Consider the following 16,537-nt stretch of genomic DNA (forward strand, 5'->3'; position numbering starts at 1 on the left):
GAACGCACGCACTGGCCACTGCTGGGCTCGGCAGCTCTCTCGGGTATCCAAACCCGAGCGATTATTCGGGCTGGGCTCCAAGTCCCTCGCAATATGCTGTTCGACTCGACGTCGCTTGGCGACCTGACGCTCGATAACCGTGTTGGCCTGGCCCCGATGACGAGGGTGAGCGCGACGGCTGACGGGTGCGCGACCGACAGGATGGCCCAGTACTACGCGAAGTTCGCCGAGGGCGGGTTCTCGTTTCTCGTGACGGAAGGCACCTACACCGACAACGTCTACAGCAAGGGCTACCGGAAACAGCCCGGCCTCGTCACCGACGACCACGTCGAGGCGTGGACACAGGTCACCGACGCCGTACACGACGCCGGCGGGGCGATCTTCGCGCAACTGATGCACAGCGGTGCGCAGAACCAGGGGATTCCGCAGGATGCGGACCAGGAAACCATCGCGCCGTCGGCAGTCCAGCCGGACGGCGAGAAGAACGAAGCCTACGGTGGCGACGGTCCGTATCCCAGGCCGAAGAAAGCCACCAAGGAAGACCTCGAGACCGCGCGCGAGGGGTTCGTCGCGTCGGCGATGAACGCTCACGAGGCCGGCTTCGACGGTGTGGAACTGCACGCTGCGAACGGCTACTTGCTCAACGAGTTCCTCTCGGACAAGATGAACCAGCGTGACGACGAGTACGGGGGTGCGCCGGAGGCACGCGTCCGGTATCCTGCCGAAGTCGTCGAGGCAGTCGCTGCGGCCGTGCCCGACGACTTCGTCGTGGGCGTCCGGGTATCGCAGTCGATGGTAACCGACTATGGCTACGTGTGGCCCGAGGGCGAAGCGGCAGCGGCCGTGTTCTTCGAGGCGCTCTCGAGTGCCGGGGCGGACTACATCCACACGACCGAACGATACGCCACGGAGCCGACGTTCGGGGAGGATGGACCGTCGCTTGCAGAAGCGGCCGTCGAGTACGTGGTCGACGATACGGTCGTCATCGCCAACGGGAGCCTGGGAACGCCCGAGGCAGCGCGCCAGGTGCTCGACGATGGGGCAGACCTCTTGACCCTCGGGACGAGTGCTCTCGCGAACCCCGACTGGCCGTCGCGGGTCGCGGCGGGCGAGGAGCTCGCAGAGTTCGACCGGACGCGACTGCTGGAGCCGAAGGCCACTGTCGGCGACGAAGAACTCCTGATCGATGCCTCGTCCGTCGACGACTGAGCCCTCGATGCGGTGCGTTCGGTAATCCGCTCTTCGAGGACATCGAAGATATCGACCGCCTTGTACTCCCTCCCGCGCTGCTTGCCGGTTACTCCTCGACGAGGCCATCCGCTTCGAGAGTGTCGACGACCTTGTAGGCAGTCCGGTGTGAGACATCGAGATACTCCACGAGGTCGGGTGCGGTGAAGTACGGATACTGAACCAGACGAAGCAGGCCTCTGTGTTGGATCCGAAACGATTGTGTTCCCAGTCAAGACACCCGAATTCGCACCCGATAAGAAAACCATCAGCGCGTTCGATCTCGAATCGGCCCATCTCGATCGCGTTCTGGACTCGTCCGAACCGCTGTGGATCGTTCCCGCCGACTCCACTACTAATGCGAACTCACCCGTCGTAGAAACTGAATAAGGAGTCTCACGCACCAGTTCTACGCCTCGAAAAGAGGACTCGACTGAAAATCGAAACATGTCAGAGATGTGTAAAATCCAGCCGTGCGTTACTGACCGTCGCGCCAGCGAAGATAGCCCGCTCCGGCCAGTCCTGCCAGTGCACTTCCGAGGCTAAAGCCGGGAATGCTCCGACCAGTATCTTCGTCTGGCTCACCATCGGTCGGGTCCTCACCCTCTGTCGGAGTGCTTGTCACAGGCGGTCGCTGGCCTGTCCCGAACACGTAAGCCGAACCTGCCTGAAAATCGCTCGAAAACCCGTCCCCGTTGGCTCCAATGATGGCGGTCATTCCATGCCCCGACACCGCTGTCGAATCAACGGTCGCGACGGATGACGAGAGCAGAGAGTATTAGCTTTCGGACAGGTCCGTTACTGCCATTCCGAGCCCGTACGTCAGTGAGACTAACGCGACACCGAACACGAGAAGCCACAGAACAAGGATCAGGTCGAGTGGAACGGTTGTCACTCCTTCCGGAAGGTCTGGCCCCCGCTGTACTGCAATCTTGTCAGTAACGACCGGGCGGTAGACCAGCTGTATAACCAGCAGAACCAGTCCGGTGGTGGCACCGAAGGCAATCGTCCACCAGCTCCCGCCATCGTGGGGCGTCTGTCGGAGGATCCTGAAATAGTCGACCATGAGCGTAATTCCGACAGCGTACAGGAGACAGATTGTAACAGAGACGACAGAATACTCCAGCAACAGGAAATGCGAGACCAGGCCGATACATATCCCTACGACGCCACCGACGAGCGCTGCTCGCTTCGTCGGAGAGTTTCGAGTAGTCATCTTAGATGATGAAGACGGAGTGGACCGATTGATTTGAGTTCATCTGCCACTCGTCTGCTGTTGACAGGAAACTTGGTCCCGAGGCCCATCCTATTACGAACCATAGTACTCATTATTGAAATAAAGACACCGATACTCTGTGGCGGAGTTCGGCGTTAGTGCCAGAAATTATTGCTGAGACAGGCTCGGGCCACCGATACAATACCACGCAGTACCGGCGCCCGATGCCATCCATCACAAGGATTGTATCGGGCCGTTTGGGACAGTTCGGCACTCCAATGACAGCACATCCACAGTATTACAGTGCCCTGCTGGGACAGCCCAGTATGGGAGTCATCTGTGAGTTCGAGCTGGAATCGGCAGCGCTCCCGCTCTGTGGCGTTGCGGCGACGGTCGATACGATACTGACAGTCGACAACACCGTGCTGGGGACGGACGGAGAGCCGGCGTTAGTGTTCTCCACGACCGGTGTCGACCCGGACGACGTCGAAGCGGCCCTGAGCGAGGCGGACTCGGTCGTGGACTTCGTCGCCCTCGAGTCGACGCTCGTCGAGTCTCGCTACCGGGTCGTCTTGGATACGGCACACGTCGGAATCTACGGCGAACTGGTCGACCGCCAGACGTATCCAAGCGGTGCGCTCGTGACCGCGCACGGGTGGCAGGTCACCGCGCAGTTTGCAGATCGAAGCGCACTCAAAGCGTTCAGTGACACCTGCCGCAACAGTGGCATCGAGTTCAACCCGCGTCGGCTCTTTGAGGCCGAGGGCGGTGCCGAGAGCTACGGCCTGACCGAACCCCAGCGGGAGGCACTGCGTGTCGCCTATCGCACGGGCTACTTCGAGGTGCCACGAAAGACGGACCTCGCCACGCTCGCGAACGAACTCGACACGACCACGTCCGCGCTCTCCGAACGCCTTCGACGCGGGCACGAGCAACTCGTCGCCGAGACGATTGCGAGTACGGAGTAGTCCCTGTCACGGGACTGTCGACGGCAGCAGGTTTCTGCTCGTCGATGCCTGAATCCCCCGCTGATTCGCCCCTGCTTATAAATGGCGGGAACTATCCTGCAAAGCGTTACCGCCGGCACCATCGTACTCCTACATGTAACGGACGACAGACCACACGGTGACCCGATTCGAACGGAGGGAATCCCAATGACCATTCACCAGCAACCACACGTCACCGATCGCGAAGCGCACTTCACCGGCGGTGGTATCGCATCACTGGCCGGCGCAGCCTTCCTCGTCAGAGACGGGAACATGCCCGGCGAGAACATCCATATCTACGAGAAACTGGATGTGGTTGGCGGGGCGATGGACGGCGCAGGCGACCCCGACGAGGGATACGTCATCCGTGGGGGCAGGATGTTCAACTTCCCCACCTACGAGTGTACGTGGGATCTGTTCCGCACGATTCCGTCGCTCGAAGATCCCTCGCGGTCGGTCAAAGCGGAGATGGACGAGTTCAACGAGGTTCACGAGTCTTGCGCCGAGACGCGTCTGATGGACGGTTCGACGCGGATCGACGCCTCGAACTACGGACTCACCGGACGCCACCGCCGTTCGATTGTCAAGCTGCTGTTGACTCCCGAAGAGCGACTCGGCGATGCACGGATCGAGGAGTGGTTCGCCGACGACTTCTTCGAGACGAACTTCTGGTACGTCTGGGCGACGATCTTCGCGTTCCAGCCCTGGCACAGCGTCGCCGAAGTCCGCCGGTACATGTACCGGTTCCTTCACGAGTTCCCCAGACTGCACACTATGGAGGGGGTCGACCGGACCAGGTACAACCAGTACGACTCGATGATACTCCCGCTGCGACGCTGGCTTGAGGACCGCGGTGTCTCCTTCGAGTACGGTCACGAGGTGGTCGACATGGATATCGTCACCTCCCGGGCTGGCCGGACGGTCACGCAGATCCACTGTGAGACCGACAGCGGGACGGAGACGATTCCGGTCGAGCCGTCGGACCTGGTGTTCGTGACGAACGGCTCGATGACCGACGGGAGCTCGCTCGGTGCGATGGACGAAGCCCCCGAGCTGAACGAGACCGGCGCGTCCTGGGAGCTATGGAAGTCCATCGCAGACGGGAACCCACAGTTCGGGAACCCGTCCGTGTTCGCCGACAACGTCACCGAGACGAAGTGGGAGTCGTTCACCGTCACGCTGCACAACACCGACCTGTTCGACCACATCGTGGAGTTCACCGACGAAGAGCCCGGCAACGGGCTCGTGACCTACCTCGGGTCGAACTGGCTGCTGTCGACCGTCGTCGCTGCCCAGCCCCACTTCGCGAACCAGCCGGACGACGTGAAGATCTTCTGGGGCTACGGGCTGTTCCCCGACCGTGAAGGGAACTACGTCGAGAAGCCGATGTCGGAGTGTACCGGCCGGGAGATCCTCCAGGAGCTGTGTTACCACCTGGAGTATGAGGACCGACTGCCGGAGCTGCTGGAGGGCGTGAACTGCATCCCCGCGATGATGCCGTTCATCACGGCGCATTTCCAGCCGCGCGAACCCGGCGACCGACCGGCGGTCGTCCCCGACGGTTCGAACAACCTGGCCTTCCTGGGCCAGTATTCGGAGGTCGACAGGGACGTAGTGTTCACCGTCGAGTACTCCGTTCGGTCGGCGATGGTGGCGGTCTACGACCTGCTGGATCTCGACGAAGACGTACCGTCGGTAAGCAAACACTACCGGAAACCCGGCGTCCTGACGAACGCCATCGAAGCCGCCTATCGGTGAGGCCGCGGCGTGGCAGCCATTCCGGGGAACAGTCCAGCGGTGTCCCACGGGTCGCTGCCCGTCGAATTCCTCACCTCCCAAAGAATCACGCTCCCGCCGCAGCACTGTCTCGATTCGGGTGCCGGTGTCGGCGGTGTTCAGATAAGGATTGAAAGGTGAGGCGGAGCGGTTTTCTAGTGGTCTATGCCAGAATCCACATCTCAATCGCCTCCAGTACCTGCTGCAGTTTCTCCAGACTGCGAATCCCGTCTACGTGTTGATCCCGACGATGTAGGGAAAGGCACCGCTGTGAGTGAGAGTGTAGCGAAGGGACCTGCAAGTCGTCACCGGTAACTCGACCGATATGCACGGGCCGGATCTGTACCTTAAGACAATGGAGACGGTTCTCGCGCCTATTGACTGTAACACTGCTCGAAACTTCTTTATACAGTAGTTTCGTACTATGTTACACCGTGCTCCGGCGCATCGAACTCGAGGTCCTCGCCACGGTCGACCGCGGCGACACGATCTCCGAGCTGGCAACGAAGCTCGACCACAGCGAGAGCTATCTCTCTCGTGCCGTCGGCGACCTCGACGAAAAGGGACTCGTCTACACGGAACGCGATGGCCGGCGAAAACGAGTTGTCCCATCGGATGCTCGCGCCGTCGAACGCTATCGGGACCTCGTCCGCCAGCACTCCCACATCGAGTTCCCCGAGCTGCTGACCGGGAAGGCACTCGAGGTGCTGTACTACCTCGACCAGCCACGAACTGTCTCCGAGATCGCCGCCCGGAGCGACAACTATCGCAACACGGTCAACCGCGTCCTCAAGCGGTTTCGCGACCGTGGTCTCGTCGGGACGGACGACAGCCGCTATGACTTCAACGCCGATTTCGACCGCCTCCACGAGTTCGCCCGGGAACTCGCACACCATCTGCATCGCCAACGCCTCGAAGCTGTTGCCCCGAAGGGCACGATTCTCTGGGAGGACTACGACGAATTCCTCGCCCAGACCGAGACGGAGATCGACGCGGAGGCGTTCCACGAAACCGGCCTCGCTCGATTCGCGGCCTTCGACCTCCAGTTCCTGCTCACCGGACACCGCTACTACTTCTACTCCGAGGAGCTCGACGCCGTCTCGCCGGCTGAGCTGTGTTGTCACACGCTGTTGATCGACGACGGCAGCCGCCACCGCTCGTACTGTCTCCTTCTACTCAGCCACGTCGACGTCGACGAGGAAGGCCTCCGAGAGCAGGCGACAAACTATGGCCTCGAAGATGATATCGACGCCTTGCTCGGCTACCTCGAGACGCACGGCGAGATCGACGACGACCGGCTCCCGGAGTGGGACGAGTTCGAGGAGCTGGCGGCTGACTACGAGGTGACACTACCATCATGAGACCAACATTTGGACGTATTGAGAGGGTGCGTACGTGCTCCCGATGGGCGTGGCCGAGTGGTGTCCGCTCCCGATCGGATTCGTGGATGAAACTGCGAGCCCCTTCGTTGACGGCAAGGTTCTCGCGAAGTCCGAGATCGGTCTGGAGATCCCAATACGCGTTCTCGTGGATCTCACAGCCCTCACCTCGGTCCAGTGAGACGCCGGGAAGGCGACGCGACTCACTTGCTCAGTAACGGTCTCGGCCTGCTCTAAGACGGTCTGGTCATCAGGATCCGATTCTGTATTCTCGTTATCGTATCTTCGGCTCTGTCGGTCTGGCTCGCGCGGGACTGAAACACCCGCATTCTGGGCTTTGATGAGGATGGTTCGCGTTGCGGTCTCGACGGTGTTCTGGAGATCGGTCGTAAACCGATGGTGCCAGCTGCGCCACAGGGTTGATTGGTTCGGCACCGACTCCAAACCCAATCGATCACAGAGGTCGGGGTACTGGGTGAGGTATTCGACGAGGGCAGTCTCGTGGTCCCAGCCATAGAGTTCTTTCAGCAGAAACAGGCGAAACAGCGTCTCCATCTCATATCTCGTCGAGCCTGCGTATCGGTCGTGGGCATCGAATTGGACGTATTCGAGCGGCACTGCGTGGACGAATGATTCGACGGGCTCGTGTTCGTCCTGGTTGAACCACGCTTCTGCGACGAGCGAATGTCCGATTCCAGCGCGGGAAGGGATGAGCTCAAACAGCGGGGTAGTCGCGTACGTTGGCCAGTCAACGTAGGATAGCTGGGCGATATGGCGGAAGACAGTACAGCGGGACTCACGTGTCCGGGCCACGACGAGAGGCCGACCACGGGACGGTCAAGTATCCGTCCAACTGCTCAATACAAATGTTACATTGAAATGACCAAAAATTCGGTTATACCAATCGGTTAGCACAGAGAGGGGGCCGCTCGCTTATTTCGAAACCCGACTGTACAGCGCACCACCGACGACAGTCCCAATCATGAGTCCGCCAATCCATTGAACAATACCGCCATAGGCAAGCAGTGGGATTGCAACGAGTGCAATAAAGGCCAGCGAGAGGCGGACGACTTCGGATGCCTCGACAGCGATGTAGACTGTTCCAGCAATCACGAGTCCAATCCCTACTGCGGCAAGCAGCGACGTAATGCCGGCCGTATCTCCGAATGTAAGGCCAACGATCGTCAGGAGGAGACCAATCAGAACGATACTCGACTCGGAGAGTGTCGGTGTGTTCAGGGACTTTTGGAGAGCACGCATAAATGCACTTCAGGTTACAATCTCTAAATAAATTTTTGGTACACATTTTGCACACCAACTAAACAGTTGATCCACCCTGATCTCTTTGGGATCACCGGTTCTGTTGAAATCCTCAGAGGGTTACACGTCCGCCTGATAGTGTGACCAGATGCAGGCCCTCCCGAAGTCGCGGTTACTCCGGTTTGTCGAGCAGGCATTTCACTTGGCTCAACGAGCTGTCGCCCGCTACTCCTCGAAGTTCTCAAAACGACGCTACACACTCCACCAGCACATCGTTCTACTTTGTCTCAAAGTTCGGAAGAACACGACGTATCGGACGCTCCTCGACGAACTCATCGAGATTCCCCGCATTCGGAACGCCATCAACTTGGACGAACTCCCGTCACCCTCAACGTTGTGCAAAGCGTTCAATCGACTCGATATGGCTGTCTGGCGTGTTCTGCTTACCCTCTCGGTCACGCTTCTCCCGACTAACGGTATCGTTGGGATCAACGCTTCAGGGTTTGACCGGAGTCACGCCTCGAAACACTACACGAAGCGAACGAAGCTAACTATTCAGCAGTTGAAGATGACACTTCTGGTGGACACGAGGTCGAACGCGATTATCGACGTACACGTAACGACGACACGAAAGCACGACTCAAACGCAAGTACGGTGCGTTCGTCCGGTCACGGCTCTGGTGGAAACAGTTTCGAGAACTCACTATCGCCTGCCTTGCTCACAATCTCGACCGATCACTCTAACATCCCCGATCGGAGAGTCCCAGTACTGAGCGGAGAACGGGACGACGAGAGGTGGGTGGGGTTATCCCCCGTAGCCCTCACCCTCGATTGGGCCGCTAAACACGCCGTAGAGGAACTTGAAGTACCACAGTACCAGCAGTAGGACCGGAAACCCGAGGACCGTCACGAGATTCAGCGCTAGTGGCGACACGACCGCTTCTCTAACCAATAGCCCGGTCGGCGGATAAATCGTCGGGTACAGCAGAACTGCGACTAAGATCGTCAACAGTGTGGGCAGCGCCAGCGCGCTCGCGAGCCAGGCTCGGTACCGGCCGCGTCTGGCCAGTACGCTCCCGCCCAGCCCGACGGCGACCGAGAGAGTGACGACTGCAGCGACGGGCAGCGAGAGCACCGCGTCGGCAGCGCCGCCCGCATCGGTCAGGACGACAGTTCCCAGCAGCACGACCACACCGCCAAGGTACGCTAGTGTCGCACCGATGCCGTACGCTCGCAGTTCCGATGCCAGACCGGGCTCGGTCTTGGCTGCGAGGAACGCCGCCCCCGTGACTATCGAGACGGCGACCAGGCTGACGCCAGTCAACGCCACTGGTAGCGTCGCCCCGCCGAACAGCCAACGACCCGCGAGCATCCCCAACAGGAGCGGCGCGAACACGCTCCCGCCGATGAATGCGAAGTCGGTGTAGCGCTTCCAGCGCTCGTCGTCGCGCTGCTCGCGGAGTTCCGGACCGAGGCCGCGGAACACCAACGCGACGACGAACCCGAGCGCGAGCAGATAGTTGTCCGCCAGCAGGCGCGAGTACACGCGCGGGAACGCCGCTAGCAGCATCGTCCCGAAGGCGACGACCCACACCTCGTTCGCATCCCAAACCGGTCCGAACGCCGCCAGGAACGTCTCCCGCTCGCGTTCGTCCGTCCGGGTCGCGTATAGCATCCCGATACCGAAGTCGAACCCGTCGAGGACGACGTACATCCCCAACGCGAACAGCACGGCGCCGAACCATATCTCGGGCAGCGATTCGACGAGGTACGCGTCGACGGGCAATAGCGGGTCAGTCATCGCTACTCACCCACGGAATCGGGCCGTGCCAGCGGCCGCTACTCGACTCTTGGACGCCGAGTGATCGGAGTTCTTCCCGGACCAGCCACTTCAGGATGTACAGCGCAGTCAGCATCAACCCGACGTAGAGAACGACGAACCCGACCAGGGTTAGTGTCGCCTCGGCCCCGGTGAGCGTCGATGACACCGCATCGCTCGTCTTGAGCTCGCCCTGAATGACCCACGGCTGCCGGCCGATCTCCGTGACGTACCAGCCGGTGAGCAACGCAGCGTAGCCGAACGGCGATGCAGCGATCATCGCTTTCAGGTAGCGTGTGCTGTCGGCCAACCGGCCTCGGTACGTGAGGAATCCGCCCCAGAACGCGAGTCCTATGAACAGGAACCCGAGTCCGACCATGAAGCGGAACGACCAGAACACGAGTGCTACTGGGGGGTTCTCCTCGTACTCGTTCAGTCCGATGACCTCGGCGTCGAAGTCCCCGCCACTGGCGAGGAACGATCCGACTGCGGGAAGACTCACGGTGACGAGGTTCTCGGCTCGCGGGTCGGTAAGTGCTTCAGGTGACTTTGGAAACGCGAGCAGGTGTAGGTCGGCCTGCCCCGTCTCGTAGTGGGCCTCCATCGCGGCAAACTTCTGTGGCTGGGTGTCCTCGACGTGGCGGCCGTAGGCATCGCCGTGGACCGCTTGGAACGGTGCGGAGATTATCAAGAGTACGACAGCCAGCTTGAGTGCGGTGTTCCAGGCTTCAGTGTCGGGCTTTTTCCAGACGATGTACGCCGAGACGCCTGCGACCAGCAGTGCGACCGCGATTACCGATGCGTTCATCATATGGACGTACATCCAGGGCATTCGCGGGGTGAGGAACGCGGCGAACGGATCGGTTAGTTTGGCGACTTCCATCCCGTTGCGGGTGACCATCTCGTAGCCCCGTGGGGTCTGCATCCAAGCGTTGACGATCAGGATCCAGAACCCCGACAGCCAGGCGCCGAAGCCGACAAGTATTGAAGAGATGACGTATGTTCGGTCCCCGACGCGGTCACGGCCGTACAGCAACACGCCGAGGAAGACGGCCTCTAAGAAGAACGCCATCTTCGCTTCGAAGGCCAGCGGGCCGCCGATCAGTTCACCCGCCACCTCGGCGAACTGTGGGAAGTTTGTGCCGAACTGGAAGCTCATCGGAATCCCGGTGACTGTACCCATCACGAAGCCGACGGCGAAAACCTTCACCCAGAACGAGCGCAATCGCGCATATCGCTGCTCGTTCGTCCGCACGTCTTTCCAGGTGAAGTAGATAATAAACGGTGCGAGCCCGATCGAAAGGGACGCGAAGATGATGTGAACGGAGATCGTCCATCCGAACTGCATACGACTCGCGACTTCCGGAGATAGGAACGCCACCCATACTGGGTCGACGGCACTCAGTAGTGTGATTGGACTCATTCACCTTGCGCTACGACACAATAGCTTTTGAGTAGCCACATGGTTTCCACTTTGGAGTATTCACCACAACATTTTTGATTATTAGAACTATACTCTTTGTACACCTCAATCGCCGTATCAGATACGATAACTGGTGGATACAGAGGTTGAGACTCGTCGTCTCATACGGCTTACGTGACTCTTTTCGTGGCACTGTCTAGTTAAGCCAGTTTGAGAAGCGAGCAGGTCGTTGAGTTAGTTGGTTCAAATGCTCGCAGACCTGCTCAGCGAGTGCTTTGCGGCGGATTTAGAAGAAACTTGGGAGCGTGAGCGGACAGCAACGCCCGTCAGGGCGTTTGCTGTCCGGCTTCACGCGACCGGTTGTTCTCTCAGAGAGACAACAACGATTCTCGCGGAATTAGGCGTTGAACGCTCTCATCAAGCAGTTTGGCAATGGGTGCATCGGCTGTCTGACAGCGCACCCGGCCCGCCTGAGGCGCAGCCGAAGCGGGTCGCGGTCGACGAGACTGCTGTCAAAATTAACGGCGAGTGGTCTTGGTTGTACGCTGCAATAGACACCGACACAAAACTCATTCTTGACGTTGCATTGTTCGGACGCCATGGCACGGATCCGGCGGCTGCGTTCCTGTCTGGACTGGCGGAGAAACACGATCTCTCGAACGCAACGCTTCTCGTCGATCAGTTCGGCTATCGGACTGCAATTGCACGATTAGGGTTAAACGGTCGGGTTGACTATACCGACCGAAACCTCATTGAAAAATGGTTTCACACGCTTAAAATGCGGCTCGACCGTTTCCACAATTCGTGGGTGGGCAGTCGGCGGAGCGTTCGCCAGTGGCTTGCGCTATTTGCGCATTATTATAACCGTCTCAGACCGCACCAATCGCTCGATGATCGAACGCCAGCTGACGAGGTTCTAAACTAGACAGTGTCTTCCTCACCATCCTCTCCCGTTACTAATGTGTTTATATCAACAAGAGAGCTAGTGTGATTTCTGAGTCTTAGATGAAGGTGCTCACTTGGAAGATCATTACAACTTGATTCACTTTCTTCGGTTGCTCTATCATTGGATGAGTTCCCAATTTTGTTGACGCAACCTGCTAAGGTAGCAATCATAGCGGGGCATCCGGTTATCAGGGAGCGTCTATTCATACCTAATAATTCGGGATGGTAATAAGTAAACATTGGGCAAGGTAGAATGCGTTTTTACCAAGATTGGCTGCACTTCAGGTCTTCCAGCCCTCAAAGTAATCACCAGAAATACCGTCCACAATTCCGATTTCGGGCCCATCAAATTCTCAAAATTAGGAGCAGCGAAATAACTGGGTAAGATAATGCGGTATCCGACTGCAGTCGCAGTTTTCGAGTCGAAGTCATACTTCCGTTGTCAAGGAGGAACCTTCCCATAGACCCCGAGTTACAGCAGAACCCGGTTACGAGCCATCTCCAGCGCCGCGTAGAGCGCTCGCTGCTTGTTGAGGGGTTAGAACTCCGGGAGTGTAGTAGATGTCTCGATGGCGTCGCAGATCATTTCGTCGAAGTGGTCGGGTGAGAGCGTGGCGCTGTTTGGACGTCTAGGCCTGCTGATCACCGGGCTTGGGGCCGTCGTCTTCAGGCAGCGCGCCATCGCACTTGCCCGGTGCGCGTACTGGACTTCAAGATACCTCTCGTTGACACACCAGCCACACCACACAGAGATATAGCGATAATTGGTTTGGACGGTGTTCTGCTTGAGTCCACGGTCATCCGGCGAAATCCTGAGCGTATTCGCGGAAGACGCGTTCGTCGAGATTCTCGAAAGCGAGGTCCAAGTCGGCATTTTCAGGGACAATCATGGTCCATAGTCTTGTGAAGTGTTGAACGCAGTCAGTCACACAGACAGACGCCGCCTTCCCGTATCTGGCTCACTGCGAACTGATGGACAGCATTGGCGAGGTCGGTCATTGCTTCCGCTTGTTCTTCAGTTGGACGCCCACCGCCGTAATAACTCTCTGTCCGGTTCTCGCTGTAGAGGTCCTTCATCGCCTTTGCGGTCTCCCGCTCAAATAGCCCGATCTGGTGGGCGCGCTCGTAGCTGAACTGGTGGTCCTGAAAGTCCTGAAGCGTATCCTTCGTCATTGCGAGCGCGTACGCCTCAATTGACCGTTCGATACCGCCGAAACAGACCTCGATGACGGCCGTGTAGTACCCGTCCTGTGCTTGGAGGGTGTCAACGACTTCAAGAAGGCGACACGCTTTCGTCAGCTGTGTCTTCCAGTCTTCATCAGAACTAATCCCATCTTCGAAGGTTGGTCGGCCGCGTCCAACCCTCTCGAAGGCATCCTGTGCGCGGTCGAGTGCTTCGAGTACGGCATCCGGGTCTGAGCCGTTACTCATCGTCGTCTCCTGCCTCCAGGAGGAGGTTTTCGACGGTTTCGAAGTCGTTCGTCTTGTAGACCGGAATTCCTGAAACAACGATTTCCCGAATATCCTCGGTGTACGCCGGGATTGCCTGGACAGCCTCGACGTCGATATCGTAGGCGTATCGGTTACCATCGAACTTCGTGTCTTCGAGGTCACGGGCTATGGCGTTCGCTTCGCGTTGGCTTTCGGCGCGCCCTGTACGGGTTAGCACCCAGAGGTCTATATCACTCCGTCGGTCAGCCTCGCCTCGAGCCACACTCCCATACAGGATGATGCCAACGACGTCGTTGATGTTCTCGCGGAGCTCCGTGACCGCAGCTTTGACTGGTTGGTGATACTCCGATTGGGGAATACGGAGGAGTGGATCATCTGGGATAGACAGGCGCTGTCTATTGATTCGGACGAGTCTTTGGTTGCTTTCGGGAGATTCGACGAGCAAGTCGTTCGCGCTGAGAACGTTCACTGCCCGTCGGACGGACTGGTGTGGGTGACCGATCTGTGTTGCGAGCTCTCGCAGTGAGAAGTTACTGAATCGGTGGTTTGTTAAAAATAGGAGGACGTCGCTCGTCGCCTTGTGTTTGAATAACGTCGGGTCTTGCGGGGGTATTGAAAGCGAAATTGCTGCCCCGGGTGAATTCTCAGTATCCGCCTCACGGTTCATATGCCGTATCACGGTCCACTACTATAAAAACATTATATGTGATTCGGATTTACCCTAAATATCTCTTCTAACAGCAGCGGACGTGTGGAGAAATAAATCGACACCAGGCCCCTGGTCTATCACGAGGGCTATCCTCACCGCCTACGCGAGCTCGGCTGAAGAGACCCAGAGTAATCTCGGACCCTGTTCTTGACGGCTCTCCCTGGGGGAAACGGTGATATGAGGCAGTTGCAGCATTCGTACTTCCCCGACTGCGTCGGGGTACCTCAAAGTGGTCGTGATTATTGAAGTAATCATGTCCAAACGTATATTCGCCCAAAGTATCCAATTCCAGTAGTAGAGGTGCTAATGGTCGAGAAATCCAGTTTATAAACTGTATATGGCTATACCAAAGCGAGATCGCGGGGAGTTGAGACTACAGCGGGTTTAGCGGGGTCAGCATGCGTGGTTTCGGGCGAATTGCAGATGACGATCGACCTCGGACACTGCGCCAACCGTTGATTCTCCTCAGAAGTCCAACCGATGCTGCTCTTGAGCACGGGACTGCGCAGCGCTGCCGCTATTGAGTAAGGCGACCGACCGCGTTGGAGGGGTGTCTATCCGATTCCCGTCTGTTTCTTCAACAGCGTGAGCGTGTTGTCGGCGGTCACCATCGGCGCATGTTCGTATTCACCGGTCAACTCGACCTGTACGAGTAGGTCCACCGCTCGCCAAATTGAGTACAGGAGACACGCGAACGCGAAGTAGAAGAACCGAAGCCCGAAATGCTTCGACGTCGTCGCGGCCATGAACCGCTTGATTGACCTGTACCCGCTCTCGATTTCCCACCTGTAGCCGTACTCTGTAAGGTGCCCGCTCCCCCGATTCGACATAAACACCGAATACTGTCGATGGTCATCATGCTCTGCGTCCTCTTCCCGTCGATAGATCAACGTCGTCTCGTGCCACTCGTTCTTTCCGAGGTGGAGCTTCCGGTCGGTCTCGTACCGATCTTGGTCGCGCTGGATTAACCGCTTCGCTTGGGCTTTCTCGCTGGTCTGCATCCGCTTTGGGACGACGTACGAGAGTCCACGCTGGCTGAGCATCTCCAAAACGTGCTGGCTATCGAACTCCCGGTCCATCAGCACATTATCGACGTGGACGAGGTTCTCAGCTGAATCCAGCAAGTCCTCGACGATTGCTTTGCGTGATTCGCCTTTCCGTACCGGACGAGCATCGAGCACGAGTGGCACCGCATTGCCGACCAACTGGACTGTCGCCCAGTGGTAGGCGTACTCGTCAGTGTTCTCTTTCGTCCCGATGATCTCGTCCTCGAGGCCGGTCCGATCGCCTGTGAACGGGTCCGCTTCTGTGATATCAATAGCGACGATTCCGGCCCGGAAGAACTGCTCTGTCTCCGCTACCTCGTTCAAGAGCCTGTCGACGGCCTGTCGGTACATCTCGCGAATCTTCTCGATGGAGAGCTTACGGATGTGGTCGCGATGGGCGTGGCCCAACGGTGTCCGATCTCGGTTTGATTCGTAGACGAAGCTGCGAGCACCCTCGTTGGCAGCCAGATTCTCGCGAAGCCCCAGATACGTCTGTAATCCCCAGTAGGCGTTCTCGTGAATCTCACAGCCCTCACCTCGGGCCAGCGAGAATGCCGGGAAGACAACGCGGCTAACGTGGTCTGTAATCCTCGCCGCCTGTTCCAGAATACTTTGCTCGTCCGGTCTCGGATCTACATTGTCGCTATCGCGGTACCGGAGCTTCCGCTGAGGATCGCGTGGAACCGAAACACCCGCATTTTGGGCTTTAATGAGAATTGTCCGACCGGCTGTCTCGACGGTTTCGCGAAGATCTGCAGTGAACCGATTGTTCCAACTCCGCCACAACGTCGACTGACCCGGGGACCGTCTCTAACCCTAACTGATCGCAGAGCAAAGGATGGCGGTTGAGGTACTCGACGAGCGCGGTTTCGTGGTCCCATCCGTAGTATTCTTTTAGCACGAACAGCCGAAAGAGGGTATCCATCCCGTAGCTGGTCGACCCTGCATAGTGATCGTGTGTGCTGAATTTGAAATACGCCAGCGGGAGTGAACAGACGAACTGCTCAATGGAGGTATGGTCGTCGTGTCTGAACCACGTTTGTGCGACGATCCGAATGTCCGATTCCAGTGCGGGGAGCGATGCCCGATCGTACAACGGCGTCGATTCGTATACTGGCCAGTCAGTGTATGATTGGCTGGCGATCTGTCGAAAGACAGTCCGGCAAGAATTGAGAGTCGGTGCCACCACGAGACGCTAAGTACGACTCGATCAAGAACACCGTCCTCTCGACAGGGACCTGCTCATCAGTTGACTCCTCGATGGTTACCCCGATTATATCTTTACTACTCAAGAACTGC

The 16,537-nt window shown here is 58.3% G+C and carries 12 protein-coding genes and 4 pseudogenes; 6 read left to right on the forward strand and 10 right to left on the reverse strand.

Translation table 11 applies throughout. The annotated features are described in order from the left end of the window. The first annotated feature begins 93 nt into the window (after positions 1-93). A complete protein-coding gene (locus NO978_RS14960; protein ID WP_257300400.1) occupies positions 94-1,209 on the forward strand; it encodes an NADH:flavin oxidoreductase in 1,116 nt (371 codons plus the stop codon). Positions 1,210-1,297: 88 nt separating this feature from the next. Here the strand turns inward: NO978_RS14960 and NO978_RS20000 are convergent, their stop codons facing one another. Further along, a complete protein-coding gene (locus NO978_RS20000; RefSeq protein WP_369684150.1) occupies positions 1,298-1,378 on the reverse strand; it encodes a hypothetical protein in 81 nt (26 codons plus the stop codon). Positions 1,379-2,005: 627 nt separating this feature from the next. Beyond that, a complete protein-coding gene (locus NO978_RS14965) occupies positions 2,006-2,443 on the reverse strand; it encodes a hypothetical protein (RefSeq protein ID WP_257300401.1) in 438 nt (145 codons plus the stop codon). Positions 2,444-2,769: 326 nt separating this feature from the next. On the opposite strand from NO978_RS14965, the gene NO978_RS14970 reads away from it, so the two are divergent. From NO978_RS14970 to NO978_RS14980, 3 genes are all read left to right on the forward strand, one after another. Continuing rightward, positions 2,770-3,411, forward strand: coding sequence for a helix-turn-helix domain-containing protein (locus tag NO978_RS14970; protein WP_257300402.1), 642 nt, complete (start codon positions 2,770-2,772; stop codon positions 3,409-3,411). 186 nt (positions 3,412-3,597) lie between these two features. Further along, complete coding sequence (locus NO978_RS14975; protein WP_257300403.1) at positions 3,598-5,187, forward strand: oleate hydratase; 1,590 nt, start codon at positions 3,598-3,600, stop codon at positions 5,185-5,187. A gap of 452 nt (positions 5,188-5,639) precedes the next feature. After that, positions 5,640-6,566, forward strand: coding sequence for a MarR family transcriptional regulator (locus NO978_RS14980; RefSeq protein ID WP_257300404.1), 927 nt, complete (start codon positions 5,640-5,642; stop codon positions 6,564-6,566). Positions 6,567-6,582: 16 nt separating this feature from the next. Here the strand turns inward: NO978_RS14980 and NO978_RS14985 are convergent. Together NO978_RS14985 and NO978_RS14990 are read right to left on the reverse strand one after the other, a co-directional pair. After that, positions 6,583-7,397 (reverse strand): annotated as a pseudogene (locus NO978_RS14985) (transposase); the annotation flags it as partial. A gap of 120 nt (positions 7,398-7,517) precedes the next feature. Continuing rightward, positions 7,518-7,844 carry a hypothetical protein gene (locus tag NO978_RS14990; RefSeq protein WP_257300405.1) on the reverse strand — a complete coding sequence of 109 codons (327 nt, stop codon included), beginning with the start codon at positions 7,842-7,844 and terminating at the stop codon, positions 7,518-7,520. 148 nt (positions 7,845-7,992) lie between these two features. Here NO978_RS14990 and NO978_RS14995 point away from each other — a divergent pair. Continuing rightward, a pseudogene (locus NO978_RS14995) lies at positions 7,993-8,588 on the forward strand (hypothetical protein). A 61-nt stretch (positions 8,589-8,649) separates the two neighbouring features. Here the strand turns inward: NO978_RS14995 and NO978_RS15000 are convergent. Both NO978_RS15000 and NO978_RS15005 read right to left on the reverse strand, forming a co-directional pair. Beyond that, complete coding sequence (locus NO978_RS15000; RefSeq protein ID WP_257300406.1) at positions 8,650-9,645, reverse strand: cytochrome d ubiquinol oxidase subunit II; 996 nt, start codon at positions 9,643-9,645, stop codon at positions 8,650-8,652. Continuing rightward, on the reverse strand, positions 9,638-11,086 hold the full coding sequence (locus NO978_RS15005; protein WP_369684148.1) for a cytochrome ubiquinol oxidase subunit I: 1,449 nt from the start codon (positions 11,084-11,086) through the stop codon (positions 9,638-9,640). Before NO978_RS15005 ends, NO978_RS15000 begins: the two co-directional genes overlap by 8 nt. A 247-nt stretch (positions 11,087-11,333) precedes the next feature. Between NO978_RS15005 and NO978_RS15010 the strand changes: the two genes are divergently transcribed. Continuing rightward, entirely contained in the window at positions 11,334-12,011 is a 678-nt protein-coding gene (locus NO978_RS15010; RefSeq protein WP_257300408.1) for an IS6 family transposase, read from the forward strand. 495 nt (positions 12,012-12,506) lie between these two features. Here the strand turns inward: NO978_RS15010 and NO978_RS15015 are convergent. The 4 genes and pseudogenes from NO978_RS15015 to NO978_RS15030 form a co-directional block, all read right to left on the reverse strand. After that, a pseudogene (locus tag NO978_RS15015) lies at positions 12,507-12,927 on the reverse strand (site-specific integrase); the annotation flags it as partial. A gap of 25 nt (positions 12,928-12,952) precedes the next feature. Then, positions 12,953-13,462, reverse strand: a complete 510-nt coding sequence (locus NO978_RS15020; RefSeq protein WP_257300409.1) for a DNA-binding protein — start codon at positions 13,460-13,462, stop codon at positions 12,953-12,955. Beyond that, entirely contained in the window at positions 13,455-14,150 is a 696-nt protein-coding gene (locus NO978_RS15025) for a nucleotidyltransferase domain-containing protein (protein WP_257300410.1), read from the reverse strand. Before NO978_RS15025 ends, NO978_RS15020 begins: the two co-directional genes overlap by 8 nt. Before the next feature lie 596 nt (positions 14,151-14,746). Then, positions 14,747-16,424: pseudogene (locus NO978_RS15030) on the reverse strand (transposase). Between the last annotated feature and the right edge of the window lie 113 nt (positions 16,425-16,537).

The sequence above is a fragment of the Haloarchaeobius sp. FL176 genome (genome assembly GCF_024609245.1).
Taxonomy (GTDB): domain Archaea; phylum Halobacteriota; class Halobacteria; order Halobacteriales; family Natrialbaceae; genus Haloarchaeobius.

Bases quoted from the DNA above. Each gene is read 5' to 3' on its own strand.
- NO978_RS14960 (WP_257300400.1), top strand. From the start codon at position 94: ATGCTGTTCGACTCGACGTCGCTTGGCGACCTGACGCTCGATAACCGT.
- NO978_RS14965 (WP_257300401.1), bottom strand. From the start codon at position 2,443: ATGACTACTCGAAACTCTCCGACGAAGCGAGCAGCGCTCGTCGGTGGC.
- NO978_RS14970 (WP_257300402.1), top strand. From the start codon at position 2,770: ATGGGAGTCATCTGTGAGTTCGAGCTGGAATCGGCAGCGCTCCCGCTC.
- NO978_RS14975 (WP_257300403.1), top strand. From the start codon at position 3,598: ATGACCATTCACCAGCAACCACACGTCACCGATCGCGAAGCGCACTTC.
- NO978_RS14990 (WP_257300405.1), bottom strand. From the start codon at position 7,844: ATGCGTGCTCTCCAAAAGTCCCTGAACACACCGACACTCTCCGAGTCG.
- NO978_RS15000 (WP_257300406.1), bottom strand. From the start codon at position 9,645: ATGACTGACCCGCTATTGCCCGTCGACGCGTACCTCGTCGAATCGCTG.
- NO978_RS15005 (WP_369684148.1), bottom strand. From the start codon at position 11,086: ATGAGTCCAATCACACTACTGAGTGCCGTCGACCCAGTATGGGTGGCG.
- NO978_RS15010 (WP_257300408.1), top strand. From the start codon at position 11,334: ATGCTCGCAGACCTGCTCAGCGAGTGCTTTGCGGCGGATTTAGAAGAA.
- NO978_RS15020 (WP_257300409.1), bottom strand. From the start codon at position 13,462: ATGAGTAACGGCTCAGACCCGGATGCCGTACTCGAAGCACTCGACCGC.
- NO978_RS15025 (WP_257300410.1), bottom strand. From the start codon at position 14,150: ATGAACCGTGAGGCGGATACTGAGAATTCACCCGGGGCAGCAATTTCG.